This window comes from Flectobacillus roseus, assembly GCF_030056595.1.
Lineage (GTDB): Bacteria > Bacteroidota > Bacteroidia > Cytophagales > Spirosomataceae > Flectobacillus > Flectobacillus roseus.
Map to the genome: position 1 here is coordinate 132195 of NZ_JASHIF010000020.1, position 21459 is coordinate 153653.

A 21459-nucleotide genomic window follows, 5' to 3' on the forward strand; every position below is an offset into this window, starting at 1 on the left:
ATACGATATTGGTGGGGTTTCTTTTTTTATTGAGTGATTGGTGATTGAATGATTGAGTGATTAGTGTACTAAGGATTTTAAGCATCATCCATATCGGATGCCAAATGTTGAGTTTCGGAAGGATAGCCTACTTTTTTGACTCAGATGTTAGAAAAAAGGAAGGAATACTCTCCTACTTCCGAAATCCGCAATCCGCAATTGTTTTAAGCTTTTATTTCAAATCCTTTCCAGCAATATCTTCCCAACGATAAAAATGAAAAGTTTTATCATCGCTCATCACGACGAATAATCCTTTTTTGAAGGTTTTATTTAAGGGTACTGCTGTAACGTCAGAACCATCACTTTGTTTGGCCTCGACTTTTACTACCTTGAGCTCTGGATGCTCGTGAGGATTTTGAGCAGAACCTTCTCTTGGGAAAATATGAAATTGATTGGCTCCTTGATCAGAGACAAGAATATAGCCTTTACGAACTGATGTTTGATAAATCGAAATTCCTTCGTGGTCTTCTGAGAAACCTGTTGTAGCAAACAAAGCTAATTCTTGATCGCCTTTTGAAGGCTCGGCATAGTATTTTCTTACGCCGATACCTTCGTCCGAATAATAGACATATCCTAAGGCATCATCAACCGCAATAGATTCTATTTCTTTTTTGCCACTGTACGTACCAAATTTTCGAATAAAAGTAGCCTTTACTTGCCCTTTACCATTATCCGACAATTCATATTGCCAGATATATCCGCCTGTTGTAGGACCGTTTTTACGACCTACCATAGCATAGATTTTCCCTTTAGGATTTTTGTACAAAGCTATCCCCATCAAATCACGGAATTCTGTTCCTGTTTCTCCTTCAAACATTGGAATTCCACCATTGTCGATAGGCTTCATGTCGGGCAATGAATAAATACGCAACTGATGGTTCATTCGCTCGGTGGTAACGGCGATATCTACTTTTTTACCTCCAATTTTTAGACCGTATTCTATATCTACATTATTAGGACGCTTCAGTCCTCTCACTACCTTGTCTGACTGGATTTTTCCCTGTAAATCAAAGACAAATAGCGCTCCATCTTGATTTTTATCGGTACCAATAATTAAGCTTTTGCTTGGGTTCTGAGGGTTAATCCAAATAGCAGGATCGTCGGTATCATGTTTAACAGAATCGGTAATGACAATGGGTTTAATAATCGTTTGAGCACAAGCATTTTCAACAGTCGAAACAATCAAGCTCAAGGATAATAATTTAAAGAGAAGTTTCATGAAATAAGTTGGTTTTGTTCAAAGTGAACAGGCACAAAGGCATAAAGTGACAAAGTATTTTTAACTCAATGAAGCTTTTATAAAACTCCAAACCCTTTGTGCCTTTGCACCTATGTGCCTGTTCACTTCATTATTAATCTACTTCCCTCCAAATGCACCAATATAATTAGCTGGTTCTGGGGAAGTGTATGTTTTGCCGTTGGCAGTAATACCTGTTTTGAAATTACGCGTAAAGGTAGTGATACCCTTATTCAAAGCAGCCGAGCCAGATAATAACGAGAAGTCCCATGAGCTATTGTAATCGGCATTCATGACGTCAGTTGATAATGGATAGTTAGCAAATTTAGGATCATTATCTCCCGCCTTTGTACCACGAACTTCGTTTGTGCCCGATGCGATTTCGGCTGTTGGTTGGAACTGATCTACCGTCGTCTGGTTGTAGCCATAGTACAAGTTGTTTTGAATCACCGAACGAGAATCTTCTGGTTTTTTCACATCACGTTTGATACCGAAACGACAATTAGTCAATAGGTTGTTGTACAAATCAGCACGTACACTAGCCTCAATCCAAATAGAACCACCTTTGATGGTTGGGCGTCTCCAGCCTGTGTTTAACAAGGTATTGTTGTATGCTACCACATAAGCTTGCGGTGTACGGTCACCTGCATTGGATAGTTTAAGTGCGTTGGTATTAGTGCTATAAACCAAATTATACGCTACATCAGCAATACAGCCCGATTTGATATTGATGGCTTCGCCACCTGTAACACCCGTAGTATAGAATTTATTATTTGAGAAAATAATGTTACCACCTTCCAAATAAGTACAGTCTTCATTGAAGTTGCGGAAAATGCTATTAACCACCACCAATTTACCTGATACATTTGAATACCAAAGCGCTGGTACGTTTTCGCCACTAGCCGCTTTATACAAACCTAATTTTACCGAAGTAGAAGCTTCTGTAGTGGTAGCACCACCATATTCTAAGATAACATTGTCTAACACTAATTCAGTACAAGTTTTGCTAGCCAAAATTCCACCCCAAAGCTTACCGAATTTATATTTTGTGGTACGAGCCGTTTCTGGAACCGTAAATTTGACTGGATTACTCGCATTACCTGTAGCATATAAATTACCATTAACGATAATTTCTGGTTTTGCCGTTGTGTCCATCACTACGGTTACTCCTTCTTCAATGCTTAGCGTTTTTCCAGCAGGAACAATAATGTCGCCAGTTACTTGAATAATGCTTCCTTTTTTCCATGTACCCGATACTTCACCCGCTACAGTTTGTTCTTCTGGCTTAGGATCTGAGTTGTCTTTTGTACAGCTTGTGCATAGCGATGCCAGCAACAAGACACTTGCTAAAATGCTTGAAGTTTTCATGTTTTTTGTAAAAATTAGAATTAAAGTTTGAAGCGCAAGCCCAATAAATAGCTGCGTTGATAATAGTCTTGTCGAATTAAAGTTTTGTTACTAAGGTTTGATTGTTCTGGAATAGACGAGTTGACAGGGTTGCTATTTTTGATAAAAACACGCATTGGAGTGTTTAAAAGGTTATTAGCCTTGGCAAAAATCGTCCAATGTTTCCCTATATTCTTTTCGATGGACGCATCCATTTGGATAAAAGCTTCTTGCCAAAGGTCATTGTTCAAAAATTGAGATACGGTGTTGATACGCTCGCCTGTATACGAAGCTGCCAATTGTGCATCAATGCCTTTTTTACCATCTTTATAAAAAATAGATAGATTTCCTACGTGTGCCGACTGTCCATACATCGGACGAGTTTGGTCAACGCTACGAGGTTCTAGGTTGCCTTGGGCATTACGAATACGAATCATCTTCTTCGTCGTAATATTAGAGTTGGTATAGGTATAGTTCGCTTTGAAACCAAAGTTTTGGAAGTATTTAATCACATCCAATTCCAGACCATAGTTTTGTGCCGTTCCAAAATTGCCTGGGGTATAAAACACATCTTGTCCACGGGTTTCGTCCACTTGCAAAGTATATTCAATAGGATTCTGAATATTTTTATAAAAAATACCAGCCATTAATTGATCTGAGGCATTAGGAAAATACTCATAACGGAAATCAATGTTGTCGGCAACAGCACGTTTTAGGTCTGGATTACCACGTTCTTGGTATTCTTCGTTGACAATTTTCCCTGGCACAATTTCAAAAAATCCTGGGCGATTGATAGAACGGAAATAAGAGAAACGTAAGTTTTGATTATGCTCCAAAGCATATTTTGTGTGAATACTTGGCAAAATATCCCAGTAATCTTGCGTGCCAGATGGACGAAGCTCGCCCAATGGATACAACATATCATATCCTTGCGAAGTATGCTCGGCACGAACTCCTGTGATGATTTGCCACTCTTTTGAGCTCCATTTTCCCATGATATACGCTGCGCCAATTTGTTCAGAAGCTTTGTAATTGAGTGCCGAAGCCACTGTCCCACGAGGATTTTCTAACGACCAAGACAAATCGCTATATTGCTTATAATCTGTTTGATAAAGGGCAAAAGGATTAATAGGTTTAAAGATATAGTTGTTATAAAAATTATCTCTTTGCTTAGTTCTAAACAAACCACCCGCACTCCAATCAATGCCTTTGAATAGGTAATTTACATTGGCATAAAGCGCTATATCTTGGTCGTTATTATGCTCCCAACGACGAGCGCTTTCAGTTGGATAGGTAAGTGTTTCAACAAATTTTTCTCTTTTTCCTAAAAAATTCACAGAAGTGTTTTCAGGTAAAGCGTTGGTTGCCAAGGAATAAACCGCCGACCAATTCACCGAAAGATTAGGTTTTAGCTGATGTTTGGCTTGTAAAGTTGAATTAAAAATACTTTGTCGAGTATATCTCAAACGAGTCGAAAATCCTAGACCAGCATTGCCTGCCACAGGGTCATAGCCACCAGAAGAAAAATCAGTAGTTTTGGTTTGGCGAACCTGCCAGTTTTGCAAATTCATAAACGCATTGTACCACTGTAATTTAGTACGTGAGTTGAGGGCAAAATCTAGTTTGGCATGCAGTCCCAAACGTTGTTGTTGTTCTGAATAATTACGTTGTGCCAAACTGGTAATTCGAGACGTAGTTTCAGTATCGTAGACTGTCGAATTATAAAAATCACTATTGCTACCACGAAAAGTATTTTGGAAACTTCCTGCCAAAATTACCCCCAAACGATTGTGCATATAGCGGTTGCCTACCGACAAACCAGCAATGACATTCGGCATAGGCGAAGCCGATTTTGTATCTAAAAATCCTTTCGCAAAATCCTGTATAGTAGCCGAATACGTTTTTCCATAGGCCTCATAAGGGGACTGGGTATGAATCAAACTTTTGTTCATCGAGTCAAATGAGCGATTCATAAACAACTCGCTGTATCCTGTAGCCAAATTGGCTTTTAGCTCTAGTTGTGTTGGCGCTTCTTTCATCACCATGTTGATTACACCACCAACGGCATCACCTTCTTTGTCAGGCGTAAGTGATTTACTTACTTCTAAGCGACCTAACAGTTCGGAAGGGAATATATCTAAAGGTACATAACGATATTTATTGTCTGGACTTGGGATTTTGATACCATTGACCAAAGTATAATTATAGCGTTTGTCCATACCACGCATAATGGCGTATTGCCCATCGCCGTTACTATTTCGTTCGATTGAGATACCCGAAACACGTTGTACCAAGTTGGCAACCGTTAAATCAGGTGAAATTTCGATGGCTTTTCCCGAAACGATATTCATCAACTGTAGCGCATTGCGTTCGGCGGAGCGAGCGGCAAGTTCAGAAGATTTATCACTATTAGCCGACACCACTACTTCTTCGAGTGTCTGATTAGCATGAGGTTTAAGTTGAATTTTGCGGTTGGTATGTTGCGAAATTTCGATAGTTTCCTCAAAAGACTGATAACCCACATAGCTTACTTTGATAGTATGAGTTCCTTTTTTGAGTCCTTTGATACGAAAGTTTCCGTCTAATCCAACCACATCATAAACTCCTTGTGGAACAGCCCTTACGACAGCACCAACGAGCGGTTCGCCTGTTTGTTGGTCGGCAACTGAGCCATGAAGTTGAAAGTTTTGTGAAAATCCAATGTGCGCCATTAGGCAACACCAAAGCATTATAAAATATTTGCACATAATTGTCGATTGAGACTTACCTTGAATACGGATGAGCATCGAGAGCCTCGTTGTTTTTGCTGTGACAAAGGTGCGACAAGTCTATTTTGATTTGCAAATTTGTGCCGTTACAAAAAGGAAACAGCGTTACAATGAGCGTTAACAAAAAAGCAACAGCGTGAATTAAAAGCCACTAACAAACTGATATTCAACATATTTTCATTTTAAAAACGTTACATTATCAAATTGTTAACGTTACGTTTCTGAATTATAAAGACTGAATAAAGGAAGAAAGATTCTCTCCTTGAGCCAAATTGAGTTTCTTGCGAAGACGGTATCTGAGCACTCGCAAGCTATCTTGTGATACACCTAATAAGGAGGCAATTTCGGCAGAATTAAGATTCATTTTGAGTAAAGCAATCAAGCGAATATCGTTGGAGGTAAGTTGTTCGGTATGAGATTTTAGTTTTTCTAAAAATCTTTGGTGTACTTGTTCGAACACATGACGGAAGTGTTCCCAATCGTGGTCATGGGTAAAACTTTGATGGATTTCCTGCATGATTTGTTTCAGATTTTTCGAAACATTTTTTCGGTCATCTTTGAGGGTTTCTTCCAAACGCAAATACAGTTTTTGCAAAAGCTGATTTTTTTGAATGACGTGCAAAGTGTGTGCGCTCAATTCTTGAGTTTTTATCTCGAGTTGATTTTTCAGATACTCTTCCTCCAATTGCTGATTACGCAAAGCCGCTTGCATCAACGCCTGTTCGGTTTCGGATACCTTTTGATTTTGTTGGTTAAGATGTAATTCATTAGCAATTTTCATACGTTGGCGACTCATAATCACAAAGCCCAAACTTCCTAACAAAACCAATACCACAGCTACAGCGATACCCACTATTTGATTGGTTTTGGTGGCATGGTCGAGACGTTCTATTTCGGCATTTTTTTTGGCAATATCATACATCACTTGTAGCACAGCCATTTGCTGCATACTTTTTTCGGAGTAAATATCCATGGTCATTTTACGACTCAGTTCAAGATAGTAATATGCGCTATCGTTACGTCCTAAATCGTGCAGGGCTCTCGATATATCTCGGTAGGCACTAGCTTCCTGATATTTTTCTTTAAGTGATTGTGAAAGCAATAGCGCTTTTCTCGAATAATTAAGTCCCTCTTGGGTTTTTCCCGTTTTGCGCAATACATCTCCTAAGTTGTTGATAACTTCTATTTGGGATAGTTCATCTTTGGCTACTTGGTTGACAGATAGGGCTTTGTTGAAATAGAAATAGGCTGAGTCATACCGAGATAAATCTTCAAAAATACTTCCTAGGTTTTCATAAATTTTAGCAATACCACTCTGATTACCAGCTTTTTGATATTCATTAATAGCTTTACGCTGAAAGTCAAGTGCCAAAGGATATTTCCCTTGCTTTTCATACAAATGTCCCAAACGGCCATAGGTTTTAGCAATACCGCTTGGCTCTTTTTGTTTTTGAAAAATCTGTAAAGCTTCCTGATACTGTTGCTGAGCCGCATTGGGATTGCGAAGGTAATAATACAAAAGTCCAAGGTCGCAAAGATTGTCAGCCAAGAGAAGAGGTTTTTGTTGGCTTTTCAACACCTTATTGGCCTGTAAATGAAGCTCTAAGGCTTGAGGATAATGCCCAAAATGAAAACATAATTGCCCCATCTGTTGCAGATACAGCCCAGCCTCAAGCATTTGTTGCTTTTCGACAGCCGAGTTGTATTGGGCTTTTAGCTTCAGTAGTTTAGTATCTGGATGAGGTATTTCGCTGTAAAAAGTATCTTTATCGAGGGTTTGAGCCGAACCATGAAGTACAATACCCAAAGCCCAAAGGACTAGCAGAAATTTGGTGTGCGATTTTATAGACAACATATCAAAGGGGAATTTGAAAATCAGCACAAAGTTGCCCCAAGATTCCTAAAGCGTAATAGCTAGATAATATTGTTAATGATTATTTAATGAAGAGGGGTGTTTAGGGGCAAAGGCACAGAGGCACAAAGTGGGGTTAGGGGTTGAAAAGTCGTAACTTGTTGAAAGAGTTCTTAGAATTGTGTGGTATTTATAGAAATCTGTTGATTACTGGATAAAACGATAAAGTATGATTCAGGTTTTTATACTTTTCTACTGAATTTTATAAAAACAGTTTCAAACTGTTAAAAAAATGAGTCCAAGACTAAGTCTTGAACTAGTATATTCAATTTTGTCCAGTAATCAGATAAATCTGCAAATTCCAACGGCATAATCCATATTAGTCTATACAAGAATAGGGACACATCTGCGCCCCTATTCTTGTATAGACTAAGTCCTAAAGTATTTCTATTTACTAATATCCAACATAGCTTTCAAAGCCTTAAGTGCTGGTTCACGAACGTCTTCTGCTACCTGAATTTCTGGTAACTCATAAAACATCGCGTTGTAGAGTTTTTCCAAGGTATTCATTTTCATATATGGACATTCTGAGCATGCGCAAGTGTTTTTCTCGTTGGCAGGGGCTGGAATAATCTTTTTGTTTGGAACAGACTCCTTCATTTTATGTAAAATACCTGCTTCGGTAGCTACGATAAATTCTTGGCAATCAGAGTCTTTCACAAAATTCAAAAGAGCAGTAGTTGAGCCTACAAAATCAGCTTGAGAAAGAATCACTTCTTTACATTCTGGGTGAGCAATTAGTAAAGCATTAGGATTTTCTTCCTTTACTTTTTTCAATTTCTCTAATGAAATATCGATGTGAACGATACAAGCTCCATCCCAAAGGATAAGATCACGACCTGTTTTTTTCGCTACATATCTTCCTAAGTTGGCGTCTGGCGCAAAAATAATTTGCTTATCAGCAGGAATTGATTCAACTACTTTAAGGGCGTTCGACGAAGTACAAATAATATCCGTCATGGCTTTTACGTCAGCTGTACAGTTGATATAACTTACCACAACAGCTTCAGGATATTGCGCCTTGAAAGCAGCGAATTCTTCTTTTGGAGCAGAATCTGCTAATGAACAACCTGCATTAAAATCGGGGATAACGACTTTTTTGTTAGGGTTCAAAATTTTGGCTGTCTCACCCATAAAATGCACGCCACAAAATACAATCATGTCGGCATCTGTTTTTTCGGCTGCTTGTGCCAATGCAAGGCTATCTCCCAAAAAGTCAGCCAAATCTTGAATTTCAGCATCTACATAATAGTGAGCCAAGATTACAGCATTTTTTTCCTTTTTAAGCTTTAAAATTTCTTCTTTTAAGTCAGTGCCCTTAAAAGGTACCGAACGGCTCACATAGCCTACTTTATTTACTTCGTCTAGTAAGTTCATCTTTATTAATCGGTGAATTGTTGTCTAGTTAAAAATTATATCGGACTTTGATAGATAGATGAAAGTAGGTTATTTGTTAACCATATATTCGTTATTAGTATCTATTCATAATCGGAAGAATCTAACCGATAAATACTATACTTTATTTTTCATGCTACCCAGTATTATAGAGTTGTGAGCTATACCAAGCGAAGTTGAGACATGCATCTTTAGCTACTTTTATGAAAATGAATGCATTTTTCTATTTTTTCCGAAATCAGCAATCCCAAATCCACAATCGCTGAAAACATTCACAACTCACAATTCTTCATTATTCCTTAGTACGCTTTCAAGCTTAAATCTAAGCTTTTGATTTGGTGTGTCAATGCGCCACTCGAAATATAATCTACGCCACATTCGGCATATTGGCGAATGGTAGTTTCGTTGATACCTCCTGAAGCCTCAGTTAAGTATTTGCCATCGATTAAGCGAACTGCTTCACGAAGGTTTTCAAAACTGAAGTTATCCAACATGATTCTATTAACTTGACCAATCGCTAAAACTTGTTGTAGTTCATCGAGGTTACGTACTTCTATTTCAATTTGAAGATTTTTTCCTGTTTGTACTAAATATTCATTTGCCTGACGAATCGCATTGGCAATGCCTCCCGCATAATCTACGTGATTATCTTTGATTAAGATCATATCAAAAAGTGCGTAGCGATGGTTTACGGCACCTCCAATTTTACAAGCCCATTTTTCACAAAGTCTAAAATTTGGCGTTGTTTTACGGGTATCTAATAACTTGGTATTAGTTCCCTCAATCAAATTAACCATCGAGCGTGTGTAGGTTGCAATACCCGACATACGTTGCATACAATTGAGTACCAAGCGCTCGGCCTTCAATATCGACTGCGAACGACCCTCTACGGTTAATACGATTTGTCCACGGTCGATGGCGGTACCATCTTCGAGGATAGTTGTAACCTGAAGCTCAGGGTCAACTTCTGCAAAAATCATTTTGGCGAGTTCGACCCCAGCCAAAATTCCTTTATCTTTTACCAATAATCTGGCACGTCCAATGGCATCATGCGGTACAGTCGAGAGCGAAGTATGGTCGCCATCACCGACGTCTTCAGTCAAAGCATTTTGAATGAAGTTTTTGATATAAGTTGGTTCTAAATAATTAAACATGCTAGATACAGATTGTTTTATGCCCCAAAAGTAAGAAAATTATTCAATTGTACTTTTGAAATTTTTTGTAAGCAATACCTCTAAATTATTATAAAAATCCCAAGAAAATTGGGTAAGTCTCTTTTTATACAGACGTAAAATTTGGTGTAAAGTTTGCGATACTTCTATAAAACTTGCTACTTTTGTGTTCAACAATGAAAAAAACATCTCACATATCGCGTTTATTCAGCACTTTTTTTGTGTGCTTGATGCTGATGTTTACCGTATTTGGTAAAACATTTTCGGTATCACAGGTACACTATTCTGGTGTAAAAAAAGCGAAAACTGAGCAGTCTAAAAAGCAAAAAGGAGCTACTCCTGAATGTTCGGTTAGTGAGTTATCAGTAATGCACGCTAGTCCAAGTATTAGTTTTGATACTGTTAGCGACTTTGTTTTTTCAATTCCTAGCGTTGCGATTCCTGTGGCGGTTCATGCTCTGGGTCAGCAATTGAAGGTTACTTCTCCTAATATTCTTTACGAAATTCTATTTGAGCATTTTATTGCTACCAATGCTCCCTGATTCCCTTTTTTCTTGGTTTAAATGATTGAAAGTCTAACATTATAGGCTTCATGGGCAATTTATTGGTCATTTGTATCACAATTTCCCCAAGCTTCAGGCTCAACATTTACTCCACCCTTACCAAACCCTTTTCCATTCTTGTAATAGGCAACTGTTACACACAAGTAATTCACATTCATTTTTCAAATAACTAAAAACAAATGCGTTACAAAGGTGCCATTGTGTGGCTGACTGGTATTATTTCAGCCCTATGTTTGTTCTTCCTTTCGTTTACATGGAAGGCTAATGCGGTTCGTGAAGATGCAATTGCGTATGCAACATCGAAAGATGGTAAACTCGACCCAGCTAAAAAAACTCGTTATATCGATTCATTGTGGAAGCAACCAGTTTATTTGGGCTTCACATTGCAAGATGTAACTACTTATGCTCTTCACAAAGGTCTTGACTTGGAAGGTGGTTTCAGTGCGGTATTGGAAGTTTCTCCTGTAGAAATTCTACGTGCATTATCTGGAAAAAGCAACGACCCGAATTTTGAAAAAGCATTAGAAAACGCTTCAAAATTACAAGCAACTTCGACTAAGCCTTTCAATGAGATTTTCTTCGAAGAATTTGCTAAAGTTGCTCCAAATCAACGTTTGGCTACGATTTTTGCCAACTCAATTAACCGCGATAAATTGAACTCAGGTTCTACTGATGCTCAAGTAAAGAAAGTGGTTAACTCAGAAATCGATGGTGCGGTAGATCGCGTTTACAAAATTATTCAAGCTCGTATTGACAAATTCGGTGTAGCTAACCCTAACATTCAACGTTTGCCAGGAACAAACCGTATTCAAGTAGAATTACCAGGCGTAGACAACCCTGAGCGTGCTCGTAAATTATTGGCAGGTGCTGCTAAATTGGAGTTTGTTGAGGTTGCTGAAATCAACGAATGGGGACAAGGTTTAAACGCGTTAGGCGAATATTTAGCTGCTGAATCAAAAGCAAACAAAGCTACAGTAGCTACTGCAACTGCTTCTGCAGATACTACAAAAGGAGGTTTGGCAAGTCAGCTGTCGGCTCCAAAGGCTGCTAAGAAAGATACTGCTAAAGCTGATACTACAGCAGGTGCTGCATTGACAAAATTATTCTTGCCTTTGGACAACCAAGGAAGAAACTGGGGTGTAATGCGCAAAGACACGGCTCGTGTAAACGAATTGTTCCGTCGTCCAGAAGTTAAAATGATGTTCCCATCAAACTTGACTTTTGTATGGTATGCTAAAGGTATTCCATCGACAACTGGTGACGAAATTATCCAATTGGAAGCAATCAAGAAAACTGAAAACCAACCAGCTCCTTTGGAAGGTGATGTAATTGTAGATGCTACAAACGACTACGATCAAAACCAACGCCCAGAAGTTACGATGGTAATGAACGGTACTGGTGCTCGTATTTGGAAAAACTTAACTGCTGCTAGCATTGGTAAACGTGTAGCAATCGTATTAGATAACTATGTATATTCTGCTCCAGTAATTAATGGTGAAATTCCTAACGGTCGTTCATCTATCTCTGGTTCATTCACTGTAGAAGAAGCAAAAGACTTAGCAAACGTATTGAAAGCAGGTAAATTGCCAGCTCCAACTCGTATCGTTGAAGATGCTTTTATCGGTCCATCATTGGGTCAGGAAGCAATCAACCAAGGTTATTTATCAATGGCTATCGGTTTAGGTTTAGTAATCATCTTTATGATTGGTTACTATGGTAACCCAGGATGGATGGCTAACGCTGCCTTGTTGTTCAACGTATTCTTTATTGCTGGTATCACAGTTCAAATCCAAGCGGCTTTGACATTGCCAGGTATTGCAGGTATCGTATTGACTTTGGGTATGGCGGTAGATGCCAACGTATTGATTAACGAACGTATTCGTGAAGAATTACACCGTGGTGTTGGGCTTTTAGAATCAGTTAAGTTAGGATATGAGAAAGCGCTTTCTGCTATCTTGGATGGTAACATTACAACTATTTTGATTGGTATTATCTTGATTATCTTCGGTTCTGGTTCAGTAAAAGGATTTGGTGTAACACTTTGTATTGGTTTGGTTACCTCAGTATTTACGTCAGTATTCGTGTCGCACGTATTAGTAGACTGGATGGTACAACGTAAAATTGCTGCTGGTAAAGAGAAAGAAGTAACATTCGAAACATTTATCTCGAAAGACCTATTCAAAGGAATGAATTTCGACTTTATTGGCAAACGTAAATACTCTTACTGGTTCTCATGGGGCTTAATTGCTTTGGGTATGGGTGTATTGATTGCTCAAGGTGGATTCAACTTAGGTGTTGACTTCAAAGGTGGTCGTTCTTATGTAGTTGAGTTTGCTAAACCAGTAGATGCAACAGATATTAAAGAGGCATTGAAAGATGATTTCGAAGAAAAAGGTGTTGAAGTAAAAACATTCAACGGACCAACTAAGATGAAAGTTACCACTTCTTATTTGGTAGAAGATGAATCTGCTGCTGCTAACCAAAAAGTTCGTACGGCTTTGGAAAAAGGTTTGACACAATTTGCGGCTGACAAACCAGTAATTCTTTCAGAATCTAAAGTAGGAGCAACTATTGCCGATGATATCTTGACTCAGTCATTTGTATCTATCGCATATGCTTTAATTGCTATCTTTATCTATATCTTGATTCGTTTCCGTAAATGGCAGTATTCATTGGGTAGCGTTATCGCTTTGTTACACGATACTTTAGTAGTATTGGGTATGGTAGGTATCGTTCGTATCTTTGGTTTGGATCTAGAAGTTGACCAAATCTTTATTGCTGCAGTATTGACGGTTATTGGTTATTCAATTAACGATACAGTGGTAGTATTTGACCGTATCCGTGAAGAAATCGGTGTTAATGCAGACTTGTCAGACAAAGAGTTGATTATCAAAACTATCAACACGTCTATTAACCATACAATGAGCCGTACCGTAATGACAGCAACAACTGTATTCTTGGTAGTATCAGTATTGTTGTTCTTCGGTGGCGATATCCTACGTGGATTCTCATTTGCGATGTTTATCGGGGTAGTATTTGGTGCATACTCATCTATCTTCGTAGCTGCTCCAATCGTTATTGACCTTGGAACAGGAAAGAAGAAAGCTGTAGCGCCAGCTGCAAACCCTTCTAAGTAATTACTCTCAAAGACCTCATAGCACCCAAAAGCTATGAGGTCTTTTTTTGTTTCACGACAAAATATTAACTATCTTGAAACACAGTTTATACAATTCTGTTCTGTAATTACCTTCAATCACAATAAAATAAACTAAAACCTTTTCTTTATGAGTAACAGTATTTGGCGCAAAAAGCCTATGTCAGCTTACGAGGCAGATATTAAAAACAGTGAGCTGAAGCGCGTCCTTGGTAAATGGAGTTTGACTGCTATTGGTATCGGTGCGATTATCGGTGGGGGTATCTTCGTATTAACTGGTACGGGCGCTCACTATCATGCTGGCCCGGCTTTGGCATTATCATTCGTATTAGCAGGTATCGGCTGTATTTTTGCAGCTCTTTGCTATGCTGAGTTTGCAGCTCTACTTCCAGTAGAAGGCTCAGCTTATGCCTACGCTTATGGTACAATCGGTGAATTCTTTGCTTGGATTATTGGTTGGGGACTTGTGTTAGAATATGCCATGGGGGCAATGACTGTAGCTGTGAGTTGGTCCGGGTACTTCAATAAGCTACTCCACTTATTTGGTATCGAAATTCCTTATTACTTAAAAAATGACCCATTCTCTGCTGCAACTTACGCAAAGTCTGCTGGGCTTGAACACGTAGGTTGGGGTGTAAACCTACCTGCTTTCATTATTACTTGGGTAGTAACTTATATTTTGGTAAAAGGTATCAAAGAAGCTGCCAGTGCAAATAACATTATTGTAATCTTGAAAGTGGCTGCGATTTTGTTCGTAATCATTGTAGGTGCCTTTTTTGTAAATACTGCTAACTGGACTCCATTTATCCCTGCTCCTGAATTGGTAGAACACGCTGATGGTTCTATGAAAGAAGCTTATGGTTGGGGTGGTATTGCTAGTGGTGCTGCGGCTATTTTCTTTGCTTATATTGGTTTTGATGCTGTATCTACACAAGCTGGTGAAGCAATCAATCCTAAGAAAGATATGCCTTTTGCCATTATCGCTTCATTGGTAATTTGTACAATCCTTTATATCTTAGTTTCGTTGGTATTGACAGGTATGATTAACTACAAAGACATCGTAGGTGATGCTTTGAAAGCGCCTGTAGCTTACGCATTCGACAAAGTAGGTCAACCTTGGGCGGTATTTATTATCACTGCTGCTGCAACGGCTGGTTTGATTTCGGTAATGTTGGTAATGATGTTAGGTCAAACACGTGTATTCTTAGGTATGGCTAAAGATGGTTTGTTGCCAAACTTCTTCCGTCAGGTTCACCCAACTTTCCGTACTCCTTGGAAAAGTACTATCTTGGTAGGTTTCTTAGTATCAGTTGTATCTGCGTTTACTCCAATTGGTGTATTGAGCGATATGTGTTCATTCGGTACTTTGTTTGCTTTTGCTATGGTATGTTTGGCAGTATTATTATTGCGTTACAAAGAGCCTAACTTAGAGCGTGACTTCAAAGCTCCAGCTTTGAAAATCGTTGCTCCACTTGGTATCTTAACAAACCTTTTCTTGATTTTAAACTTGGATGGTTTGGCTCAAAAACTAGCATTCGGATGGTTGCTAATCGGTTTGGTTGTTTACTTCTTGTACGGTAAACCAAACAGTAACTTGAATGAAAAGTAGGTATAAAAATTAAGCTTCGAGCTTGAGTCTATATATACTCAAAAGGCTCTAACATTGATTTGTTAGAGCCTTTTGATTTTAGTAAGACGTTTAATTCACTCAAATTCAAAGCACTCAATCCCAAAAAACCTGTGGGTTTTGTTTTTTTATCTGTAATTTTGCATTTCGATTTTGACAGTCGATTATTAAATATGGCAACGTTACAAGAAGAAATACAAAAACGCCGTACATTCGGTATCATTTCCCACCCCGATGCGGGTAAAACTACGCTTACCGAAAAATTACTTTTGTTCGGGGGAGCTATCCAAACAGCGGGGGCTGTAAAATCAAATAAAATCAAAAAGGGTGCAACCTCCGATTTTATGGAAATCGAGCGCCAAAGAGGTATCTCTGTGGCAACCTCGGTAATGACTTTTGAATATAATGATGTAAAAATCAATATCCTCGATACACCAGGTCACAAAGACTTTGCCGAAGATACTTACCGTACGCTTACGGCGGTAGACTCCGTAATCTTGGTAATCGACTGTGTGAAAGGGGTTGAGGAACAAACTGAAAAATTGATGGAAGTTTGTCGTATGCGCAATACGCCAGTAATCATTTTCATCAATAAAATGGACCGTGAAGGTCAATATGCTTTTGACCTACTAGATGAGTTAGAACAAAAACTCGGTATCAAAGTTCGTCCATTGACATGGCCTATCAATATTGGGGCTAACTTTAAAGGGGTATATAACCTTTACGAGAAGTCATTGAACTTGTTTAGTGCCAACAAAACCAAAATTGAAAAAGAAGTTGTTTCTGTAGATATTTGGTCTGAGGAACTAGACAAACGCGTTGGCGAACGTGATGCCAATCAGCTTCGTGAAGATGTCGAACTTATCGAAGGTGTTTATAACGACTTCGACCGTGCTGCATATTTATCGGGAGAGGTAGCTCCTGTGTTTTTTGGTTCAGCTGTTAATAACTTTGGCGTACAAGAATTGTTGGATACATTTACTCAAATCGCGCCATCGACTCAGAAGCGTCAAACAGATACACGTATTGTAGAACCAGATGAGAAAAAATTCTCTGGTTTTATCTTCAAAATCCACGCAAACTTAGACCCTAAACACCGTGATAGAATCGCTTTCTTGCGTATTTGTTCGGGCGTATTTGAGCGTAATAAGTTTTATAAGCATGTGCGTTTAGACAAAAACGTGCGTTTCAACAACCCTTACAACTTTATGGCGCAAGATAAGGAAGTCATCGACGAAGGCTTCCCTGGCGACGTAGTAGGTTTGTATGATACAGGTAACTTTAAGATTGGCGATACGCTTACAGAAGGTGAAAGCATGTTTTACCAAGGTATTCCAAGTTTTTCTCCTGAAATCTTTAAAGAACTTATCAACCTTGATCCAATGAAAGCCAAACAATTGGAAAAAGGGATTGAACAGTTGACAGATGAAGGGGTAGCCCAATTGTTTACACAAACCCATTTGGGTAATCGTAAGATTGTAGGTACAGTAGGAGAACTCCAGTACGAAGTAATTCAATATCGTTTGGAACATGAATATGGAGCAAAATGTCGCTTCGATCATCGTGACATCGCTAAAGCATGTTGGATTACCTCTGAAGACCCTAAAAAATTAGCAGAGTTTGTGCGTTTGAAAGGACAACAAATTGCTACAGATAAAGATGGTAATTATGTATTCTTAGCCGAATCTGATTGGATTTTGAGAATGAATATCCAGAATAACCCTGATATTCAGTTCCACTTTACTTCAGAATTTAAGTTGGCTGCTGAAGCATAAAATATATATTAGATTTTCAATAAAAAGGCTCAGATTAATTTAGGCAAATGCAAAAGTTAATTTGAGCCTTTTTGTATAAATGCAAAATAAACTATGACTGTGGATTCTTGCTAATTTGTTAATAAAATTGTATTTTAAACTTTTAAACCCCTGAAAATCATTGATGTTAATCTTTCTTTAAAAACTATTATTTTACCGTTTATTCAGAGATGACAATTCTTTGATTTTTCTTGAGAATTTATCTATATATTGCAGTGCTTTATTAATTATCGTTCAATTACAAAGCTTTCTTAATTATGAAAAAATCTATCATTTTATCAGCAATGCTTTTTGCTTCTGTATGCACTAAGTCATTTGCTTCATCATCGTCTGAGTATTTTGTGGATGACGCTGCTATCGAAACAACTTTGAATGAAGGTGTAGAGGTTAACTACCTTACTCCTACTTCAAATGCTGAAGTTTCTACTCAAAACAACATGTTGGCAGCTTCAGCGTCTATGCCAGCTAGTTCTGTTGCAGCAAGCAAAGACCCTGTTGTAGCATTCATTTTATCAACATTTTTAGGCGGCTTGGGTATCCACCGTTTCTACATGGGTACAGCTACATTGACTGGAGTAGGTTATATCCTTACTTTGGGTGGTTGCGGTATCGTAGCATTTGTTGACTGGGTAGTATTGTTAATCGCTTTGGTACAAGACGAAGGTATTGGCAAATACACAGACAACCCTAAATTCTTTATGTGGGGAGGAAAATAAGAAGAATCGGTTGATTCAAAAATAATAAAAAAGCTGAAGGGTTCTCCTTCAGCTTTTTCTTTTACGGCTAATTCCTATTTACTAAAAGTCCTTTTTTCACTTGCTGATAATACTGATTTTTTAACGCTATATTCTTCTGTTCAGCCAAATAGGCACTCCTGCGAACCCCACCAAAATAAAAGGCTTGAAAAAGTCCTAATCCTGTGAATATACCTGTAAAGTAATAGCCATTGACGATACTATAAGCACCATAACCGAGCGTTCCAAGCTGTAACACCAGCGAAACAATTCCCTGAGTCGTATTTCCAGCATAAATCATTCCTGCGCCTGGAACAAAAGTGGCCAAAGCTTCTGCTTTTTTGACACTTCTAAACTTTGGTTTTTGGGCAAAAGCAAATAACTCCTCTGCATTAATTTGTGTATGAAAAGCTTGATTATAAGCTGGAATAAGCACTTTTGCTTCATCATAACGTGCTAGTTGGGTAAGTGAGAGTATCTCCCAAAGCAAGGTTGGCGTATGTTGTGTACTGTCTTTCACGAAATACTTAAACTGCTGGATATTATTAAAGCAGTCATCATAAAGTCCTGCCAAAAAACTACACACTACCGTTTCGTATCGAAGCGGTATTTGTTCTTTATCGTCAAGGTTACTCAAATCAAACCTTTGACTAGTTTGTAGTGCCATCGTAAACTTTTGTGCCGCTTTTTGACAATAGAGTTTTTTCAGTAAAAAAGCATTTTTCATGTCTTGTACCTGCTTTGCACTAAGACTTGAATCAGGCCATTCGCTGAGTTCAAAAAAAGCCTGTTCGTAGCCCAACATAGCTTCGTCGTATTGTCGTTGACGAAACAAACTATCGGCTTTTGATACAATTGTATTGCTATTTTGCGCCTTAATTAAAAAGGGTGCGCAAAGGAATATGCATATCAAATAGAATTTGCTCGTCGATTTTTTCATTAAATTCTTGTCTTTTTATTTTGACACTTAAAGCACTTCCCCAAATATTCCCGATATAAAAAAGGCTAAATAAGCTTCCATAAATAATAAACCTAGGACTCGAAACGCCATCTTTACGCAGGCCTTCGTAGGCCTGTAAACCAAGAATGGTATTTTGTAAAAAGGCAGAAATTCCTTGTCCTAATTGTCCACCTGCATAAATCTTACCCGCTCCTGGAATAATAGCTGACAATAGTCCTGCCTTGAAACCTGATTTTTTTTGTTGTTTCAAAATATCATCTCGGTAAAGCAAATAATTGGCTTGTTGTTTTTGTAAAGCATAAAGATTGGGATCGAGATGCTTGTACAAAGAGTCAAAACGTTGCTGATTTCTTTGTAAAAGTGCCAATCCTGCAAGTTCAAAGGTTTGTAACGAACGATTGAGACTATCTTTTGAGTTGATAGCCTTAAAGTATTTTTCTGCTTTTGTAAAATCTCTCAAATAACTATCTGATAATCCTGCCCAAAATTGAGATTTTGAGAAAAAGGGACTTTCTGAAGAAACTTTAGCGAAGTAGACACTTGCCGAATCGAGCTGTTTGAGCGAATAGAAGGCAAATCCTTTCTGATAAGCCAATTGTAATTGGGCTTGTGTTGAGATAGGGTATTTTCGTTCAAGTTGATTGGTAAAGGTAATTGCATCATTATATTGCTCTTTCCCAATCAAATGTTGTAAAAAGAGGCTATCTTTCGTGATTTGAGAAATACCCGATTTAGAGCAAAGCAATAAGCCAAGACAAAAGCAAAATCGGATATAGAGCTTATCAGACATAGTGGAATAAAATACAGTGTTCGCTTACTTGTACATTTGAGGCGAGTCTATGACTTTGCCTTGCTCATTTACCCTGAAAGGATTGATAGTAGTACCACTAATTCGGTTACAGCGTGCCAAACGGTCAGCACTAAGCGCTACTCCTTTGAGCGGTCCATACATACGAATAGCCTCCCGACTAAAGCGTGAACAGGATAGTTCGTAGAGACAATTGGCCGAAAATTGCGGAGAAATAACTTTCTGATAAAAAGTCAAAGTACCATTCATTACAAAAGAAATAGGGTGAAAACCTTTCTTCCCTCCAATGATAGATGCTTGTATTTGCTCGGCTTGTTCTTTTTTCTCCAAAAGCTGTAAGTCTGTATCTAAACTCTGTGCTTTAAGAGAATTGCCAATAAGAAGCCCTAATACCAAGAAAAATAGCTTATTTAAGTGCTTTGGCATTGAGTGGTATCGTAAAATTGAGAAGTTCATTATTGATAGCCTCGTTAATTTTCACCTCAGCGTAGGAAGTTTTGGTAATAACTGAATCTTTTGCTGTAAAAAAATCAATTTGTGTTACTGCTAAAGGAAATTCGATATCCCCTACTTTCTGGAAATTATAATAATATACCTTTTTCATCACCTTACCTTCTCCGTCAATATATTTGGTATAGATTGGATTTCCACCATTATGTACCAATTCTACCGAACGAATACTTTTACTCAATTTAGCAGGCGCTATCCAAGTACTAATCATGAGGTTTTTCTCAAATTTGGTCGCCTTATTGGTAAAACCCATATTTCTTAAACCCAAATCAGATTTTTGGTTATTCAAGAAATAATAAAACTGGGTGGTTTCTGTACTAAATATATAATTTACTTGTTGAATAACGGTATTCTTGGCAGGGTCATAAATACTTACCTCACCTTTGGCATTGTTGATAATGTACTGATTATTGGGTTGGGTGAAGTGACTGACCATCTTCCCTCCTGCTACCTGATAGGCAATTTCTGATTTGATGGTGGCAGTTTTTCCATTTTTATTGGAACGAGCAACCATTATCATACTGATTTTCTTAACGGTATTTGCAGAAAAAGAAAAGGCTAACGACATAACCGACAGTAAGCCTAAAACTAGATAAAAACGTTTTTTTTGATTCATAGTCGAGATATAATAAAAGCCAAATTTACTTTCTTCTTGATATAAATGAAAGTAAACTTGGCTTTTAACCTTTAGCTATAGTTGAAAATACTAAAATCCAAAAGAGACACCTGCTGTTACCCACGAGGCACCCCAACCCACCTCTCCAAAACCTGAAAGATTATTGCTCAATGGAAAACGAGCGCCAGCTCGTGGATTAATAAATATCGTTGTCCTTGTTCCATACGTAACATTACCCGTATTTGTATTGTAAGTATAATTGTTACGATCGAAGAGTAAGCCTGCTCCTACTGCTACATAAGGGTCGATGGAGTCATCGCCTAGATTAAGTACATCCCCCAAGTGATATGCGCCTCTAGCACCTACTCTAAATTGCCCGTAGCTATAATCTCCCGAATAACCTGTCAAAAAACCCGAATTATAATAAGTATAACCTACCATTGGACCAATACCAATATTGTCCTCTATTGCGAACTCGGCATTTGCGTACGCACCAAAATGTAGCAATCCAATACCCGCATTCAAAATTTTGTCACCACGCTTGAATGTTTGTGCTTGCGAAGAAAAGCTAACCAATACTACAAGAGCAAAAAGAAGGGCTGAAAACTTTAATTTTTTCATGATTTTGAAATGTTTAGAATAAAACCAAAATGAATGTTTTATGGGTTTTAATGAAAATAAAACAACATTTGAAGCCCGTAGAACTTAGGGCGAATAACGACGATAGATAAGTTTAAAGAGTAAAAACGATATTCAAACCAAA

General features: G+C 38.1%; 16 protein-coding genes. 5 read left to right on the forward strand and 11 right to left on the reverse strand.

What is annotated here, in order from left to right; all coding sequences use genetic code 11:
- Window positions 1-211: 211 nt before the first annotated feature.
- The 6 genes from QM524_RS20190 to nadC form a co-directional block, all read right to left on the reverse strand.
- The gene (locus QM524_RS20190; protein WP_283345940.1) at window positions 212-1258 is read right to left on the reverse strand and encodes a phytase; all 1047 of its coding nucleotides are present in this window, start codon (window positions 1256-1258) and stop codon (window positions 212-214) included.
- A gap of 138 nt (window positions 1259-1396) precedes the next feature.
- Window positions 1397-2644 carry a right-handed parallel beta-helix repeat-containing protein gene (locus QM524_RS20195; protein WP_283345941.1) on the reverse strand — a complete coding sequence of 416 codons (1248 nt, stop codon included), beginning with the start codon at window positions 2642-2644 and terminating at the stop codon, window positions 1397-1399.
- 20 nt (window positions 2645-2664) lie between these two features.
- Complete coding sequence (locus tag QM524_RS20200) at window positions 2665-5373, reverse strand: TonB-dependent receptor (protein WP_283345942.1); 2709 nt, start codon at window positions 5371-5373, stop codon at window positions 2665-2667.
- 283 nt (window positions 5374-5656) lie between these two features.
- Entirely contained in the window at window positions 5657-7285 is a 1629-nt protein-coding gene (locus QM524_RS20205; protein WP_283345943.1) for a tetratricopeptide repeat protein, read from the reverse strand.
- Window positions 7286-7729: 444 nt separating this feature from the next.
- On the reverse strand, window positions 7730-8719 hold the full coding sequence (nadA, locus tag QM524_RS20210) for a quinolinate synthase NadA (protein WP_095161500.1): 990 nt from the start codon (window positions 8717-8719) through the stop codon (window positions 7730-7732).
- Window positions 8720-9036: 317 nt separating this feature from the next.
- Window positions 9037-9891 (reverse strand): carboxylating nicotinate-nucleotide diphosphorylase, encoded by an 855-nt coding sequence (nadC, locus tag QM524_RS20215; RefSeq protein ID WP_095161498.1) that lies wholly within the window; start codon window positions 9889-9891, stop codon window positions 9037-9039.
- 194 nt (window positions 9892-10085) lie between these two features.
- Here nadC and QM524_RS20220 point away from each other — a divergent pair, with 194 nt between their 5' ends.
- From QM524_RS20220 to QM524_RS20240, 5 genes are all read left to right on the forward strand, one after another.
- Complete coding sequence (locus QM524_RS20220; RefSeq protein WP_283345944.1) at window positions 10086-10451, forward strand: hypothetical protein; 366 nt, start codon at window positions 10086-10088, stop codon at window positions 10449-10451.
- Between the two features lie 200 nt (window positions 10452-10651).
- Window positions 10652-13609, forward strand: a complete 2958-nt coding sequence (gene secDF, locus QM524_RS20225) for a protein translocase subunit SecDF (protein ID WP_283345945.1) — start codon at window positions 10652-10654, stop codon at window positions 13607-13609.
- Window positions 13610-13756: 147 nt separating this feature from the next.
- Entirely contained in the window at window positions 13757-15235 is a 1479-nt protein-coding gene (locus QM524_RS20230; RefSeq protein WP_166579451.1) for an APC family permease, read from the forward strand.
- 191 nt (window positions 15236-15426) lie between these two features.
- The gene (locus QM524_RS20235; protein WP_283345946.1) at window positions 15427-17028 is read left to right on the forward strand and encodes a peptide chain release factor 3; all 1602 of its coding nucleotides are present in this window, start codon (window positions 15427-15429) and stop codon (window positions 17026-17028) included.
- 296 nt (window positions 17029-17324) lie between these two features.
- Window positions 17325-17783 (forward strand): TM2 domain-containing protein, encoded by a 459-nt coding sequence (locus QM524_RS20240; protein ID WP_229242194.1) that lies wholly within the window; start codon window positions 17325-17327, stop codon window positions 17781-17783.
- A gap of 67 nt (window positions 17784-17850) precedes the next feature.
- Here the strand turns inward: QM524_RS20240 and QM524_RS20245 are convergent, their stop codons facing one another.
- From QM524_RS20245 to QM524_RS20265, 5 genes are all read right to left on the reverse strand, one after another.
- Entirely contained in the window at window positions 17851-18636 is a 786-nt protein-coding gene (locus QM524_RS20245) for a hypothetical protein (RefSeq protein ID WP_283345947.1), read from the reverse strand.
- Between the two features lie 40 nt (window positions 18637-18676).
- Window positions 18677-19552, reverse strand: a complete 876-nt coding sequence (locus QM524_RS20250; RefSeq protein WP_283345948.1) for a tetratricopeptide repeat protein — start codon at window positions 19550-19552, stop codon at window positions 18677-18679.
- 24 nt (window positions 19553-19576) lie between these two features.
- The gene (gene yidD / locus QM524_RS20255) at window positions 19577-19996 is read right to left on the reverse strand and encodes a membrane protein insertion efficiency factor YidD (protein WP_283345949.1); all 420 of its coding nucleotides are present in this window, start codon (window positions 19994-19996) and stop codon (window positions 19577-19579) included.
- Complete coding sequence (locus QM524_RS20260; protein WP_283345950.1) at window positions 19977-20696, reverse strand: LolA family protein; 720 nt, start codon at window positions 20694-20696, stop codon at window positions 19977-19979. The genes yidD and QM524_RS20260 overlap by 20 nt, the downstream gene beginning before the upstream one ends.
- 90 nt (window positions 20697-20786) lie before the next feature.
- Window positions 20787-21317, reverse strand: coding sequence for a hypothetical protein (locus tag QM524_RS20265; RefSeq protein ID WP_095161488.1), 531 nt, complete (start codon window positions 21315-21317; stop codon window positions 20787-20789).
- Window positions 21318-21459: the final 142 nt, after the last annotated feature.

Excerpts from the sequence above, each read along its gene's own strand:
- QM524_RS20200 (WP_283345942.1), bottom strand. The coding sequence starts at position 5,373 with ATGGCGCACATTGGATTTTCACAAAACTTTCAACTTCATGGCTCAGTT.
- QM524_RS20250 (WP_283345948.1), bottom strand. The coding sequence starts at position 19,552 with ATGTCTGATAAGCTCTATATCCGATTTTGCTTTTGTCTTGGCTTATTG.
- QM524_RS20265 (WP_095161488.1), bottom strand. The coding sequence starts at position 21,317 with ATGAAAAAATTAAAGTTTTCAGCCCTTCTTTTTGCTCTTGTAGTATTG.
- nadA (WP_095161500.1), bottom strand. The coding sequence starts at position 8,719 with ATGAACTTACTAGACGAAGTAAATAAAGTAGGCTATGTGAGCCGTTCG.
- yidD (WP_283345949.1), bottom strand. The coding sequence starts at position 19,996 with ATGCCAAAGCACTTAAATAAGCTATTTTTCTTGGTATTAGGGCTTCTT.
- QM524_RS20260 (WP_283345950.1), bottom strand. The coding sequence starts at position 20,696 with ATGAATCAAAAAAAACGTTTTTATCTAGTTTTAGGCTTACTGTCGGTT.
- QM524_RS20195 (WP_283345941.1), bottom strand. The coding sequence starts at position 2,644 with ATGAAAACTTCAAGCATTTTAGCAAGTGTCTTGTTGCTGGCATCGCTA.
- QM524_RS20235 (WP_283345946.1), top strand. The coding sequence starts at position 15,427 with ATGGCAACGTTACAAGAAGAAATACAAAAACGCCGTACATTCGGTATC.
- nadC (WP_095161498.1), bottom strand. The coding sequence starts at position 9,891 with ATGTTTAATTATTTAGAACCAACTTATATCAAAAACTTCATTCAAAAT.
- secDF (WP_283345945.1), top strand. The coding sequence starts at position 10,652 with ATGCGTTACAAAGGTGCCATTGTGTGGCTGACTGGTATTATTTCAGCC.
- QM524_RS20230 (WP_166579451.1), top strand. The coding sequence starts at position 13,757 with ATGAGTAACAGTATTTGGCGCAAAAAGCCTATGTCAGCTTACGAGGCA.
- QM524_RS20205 (WP_283345943.1), bottom strand. The coding sequence starts at position 7,285 with ATGTTGTCTATAAAATCGCACACCAAATTTCTGCTAGTCCTTTGGGCT.
- QM524_RS20220 (WP_283345944.1), top strand. The coding sequence starts at position 10,086 with ATGAAAAAAACATCTCACATATCGCGTTTATTCAGCACTTTTTTTGTG.
- QM524_RS20240 (WP_229242194.1), top strand. The coding sequence starts at position 17,325 with ATGAAAAAATCTATCATTTTATCAGCAATGCTTTTTGCTTCTGTATGC.
- QM524_RS20190 (WP_283345940.1), bottom strand. The coding sequence starts at position 1,258 with ATGAAACTTCTCTTTAAATTATTATCCTTGAGCTTGATTGTTTCGACT.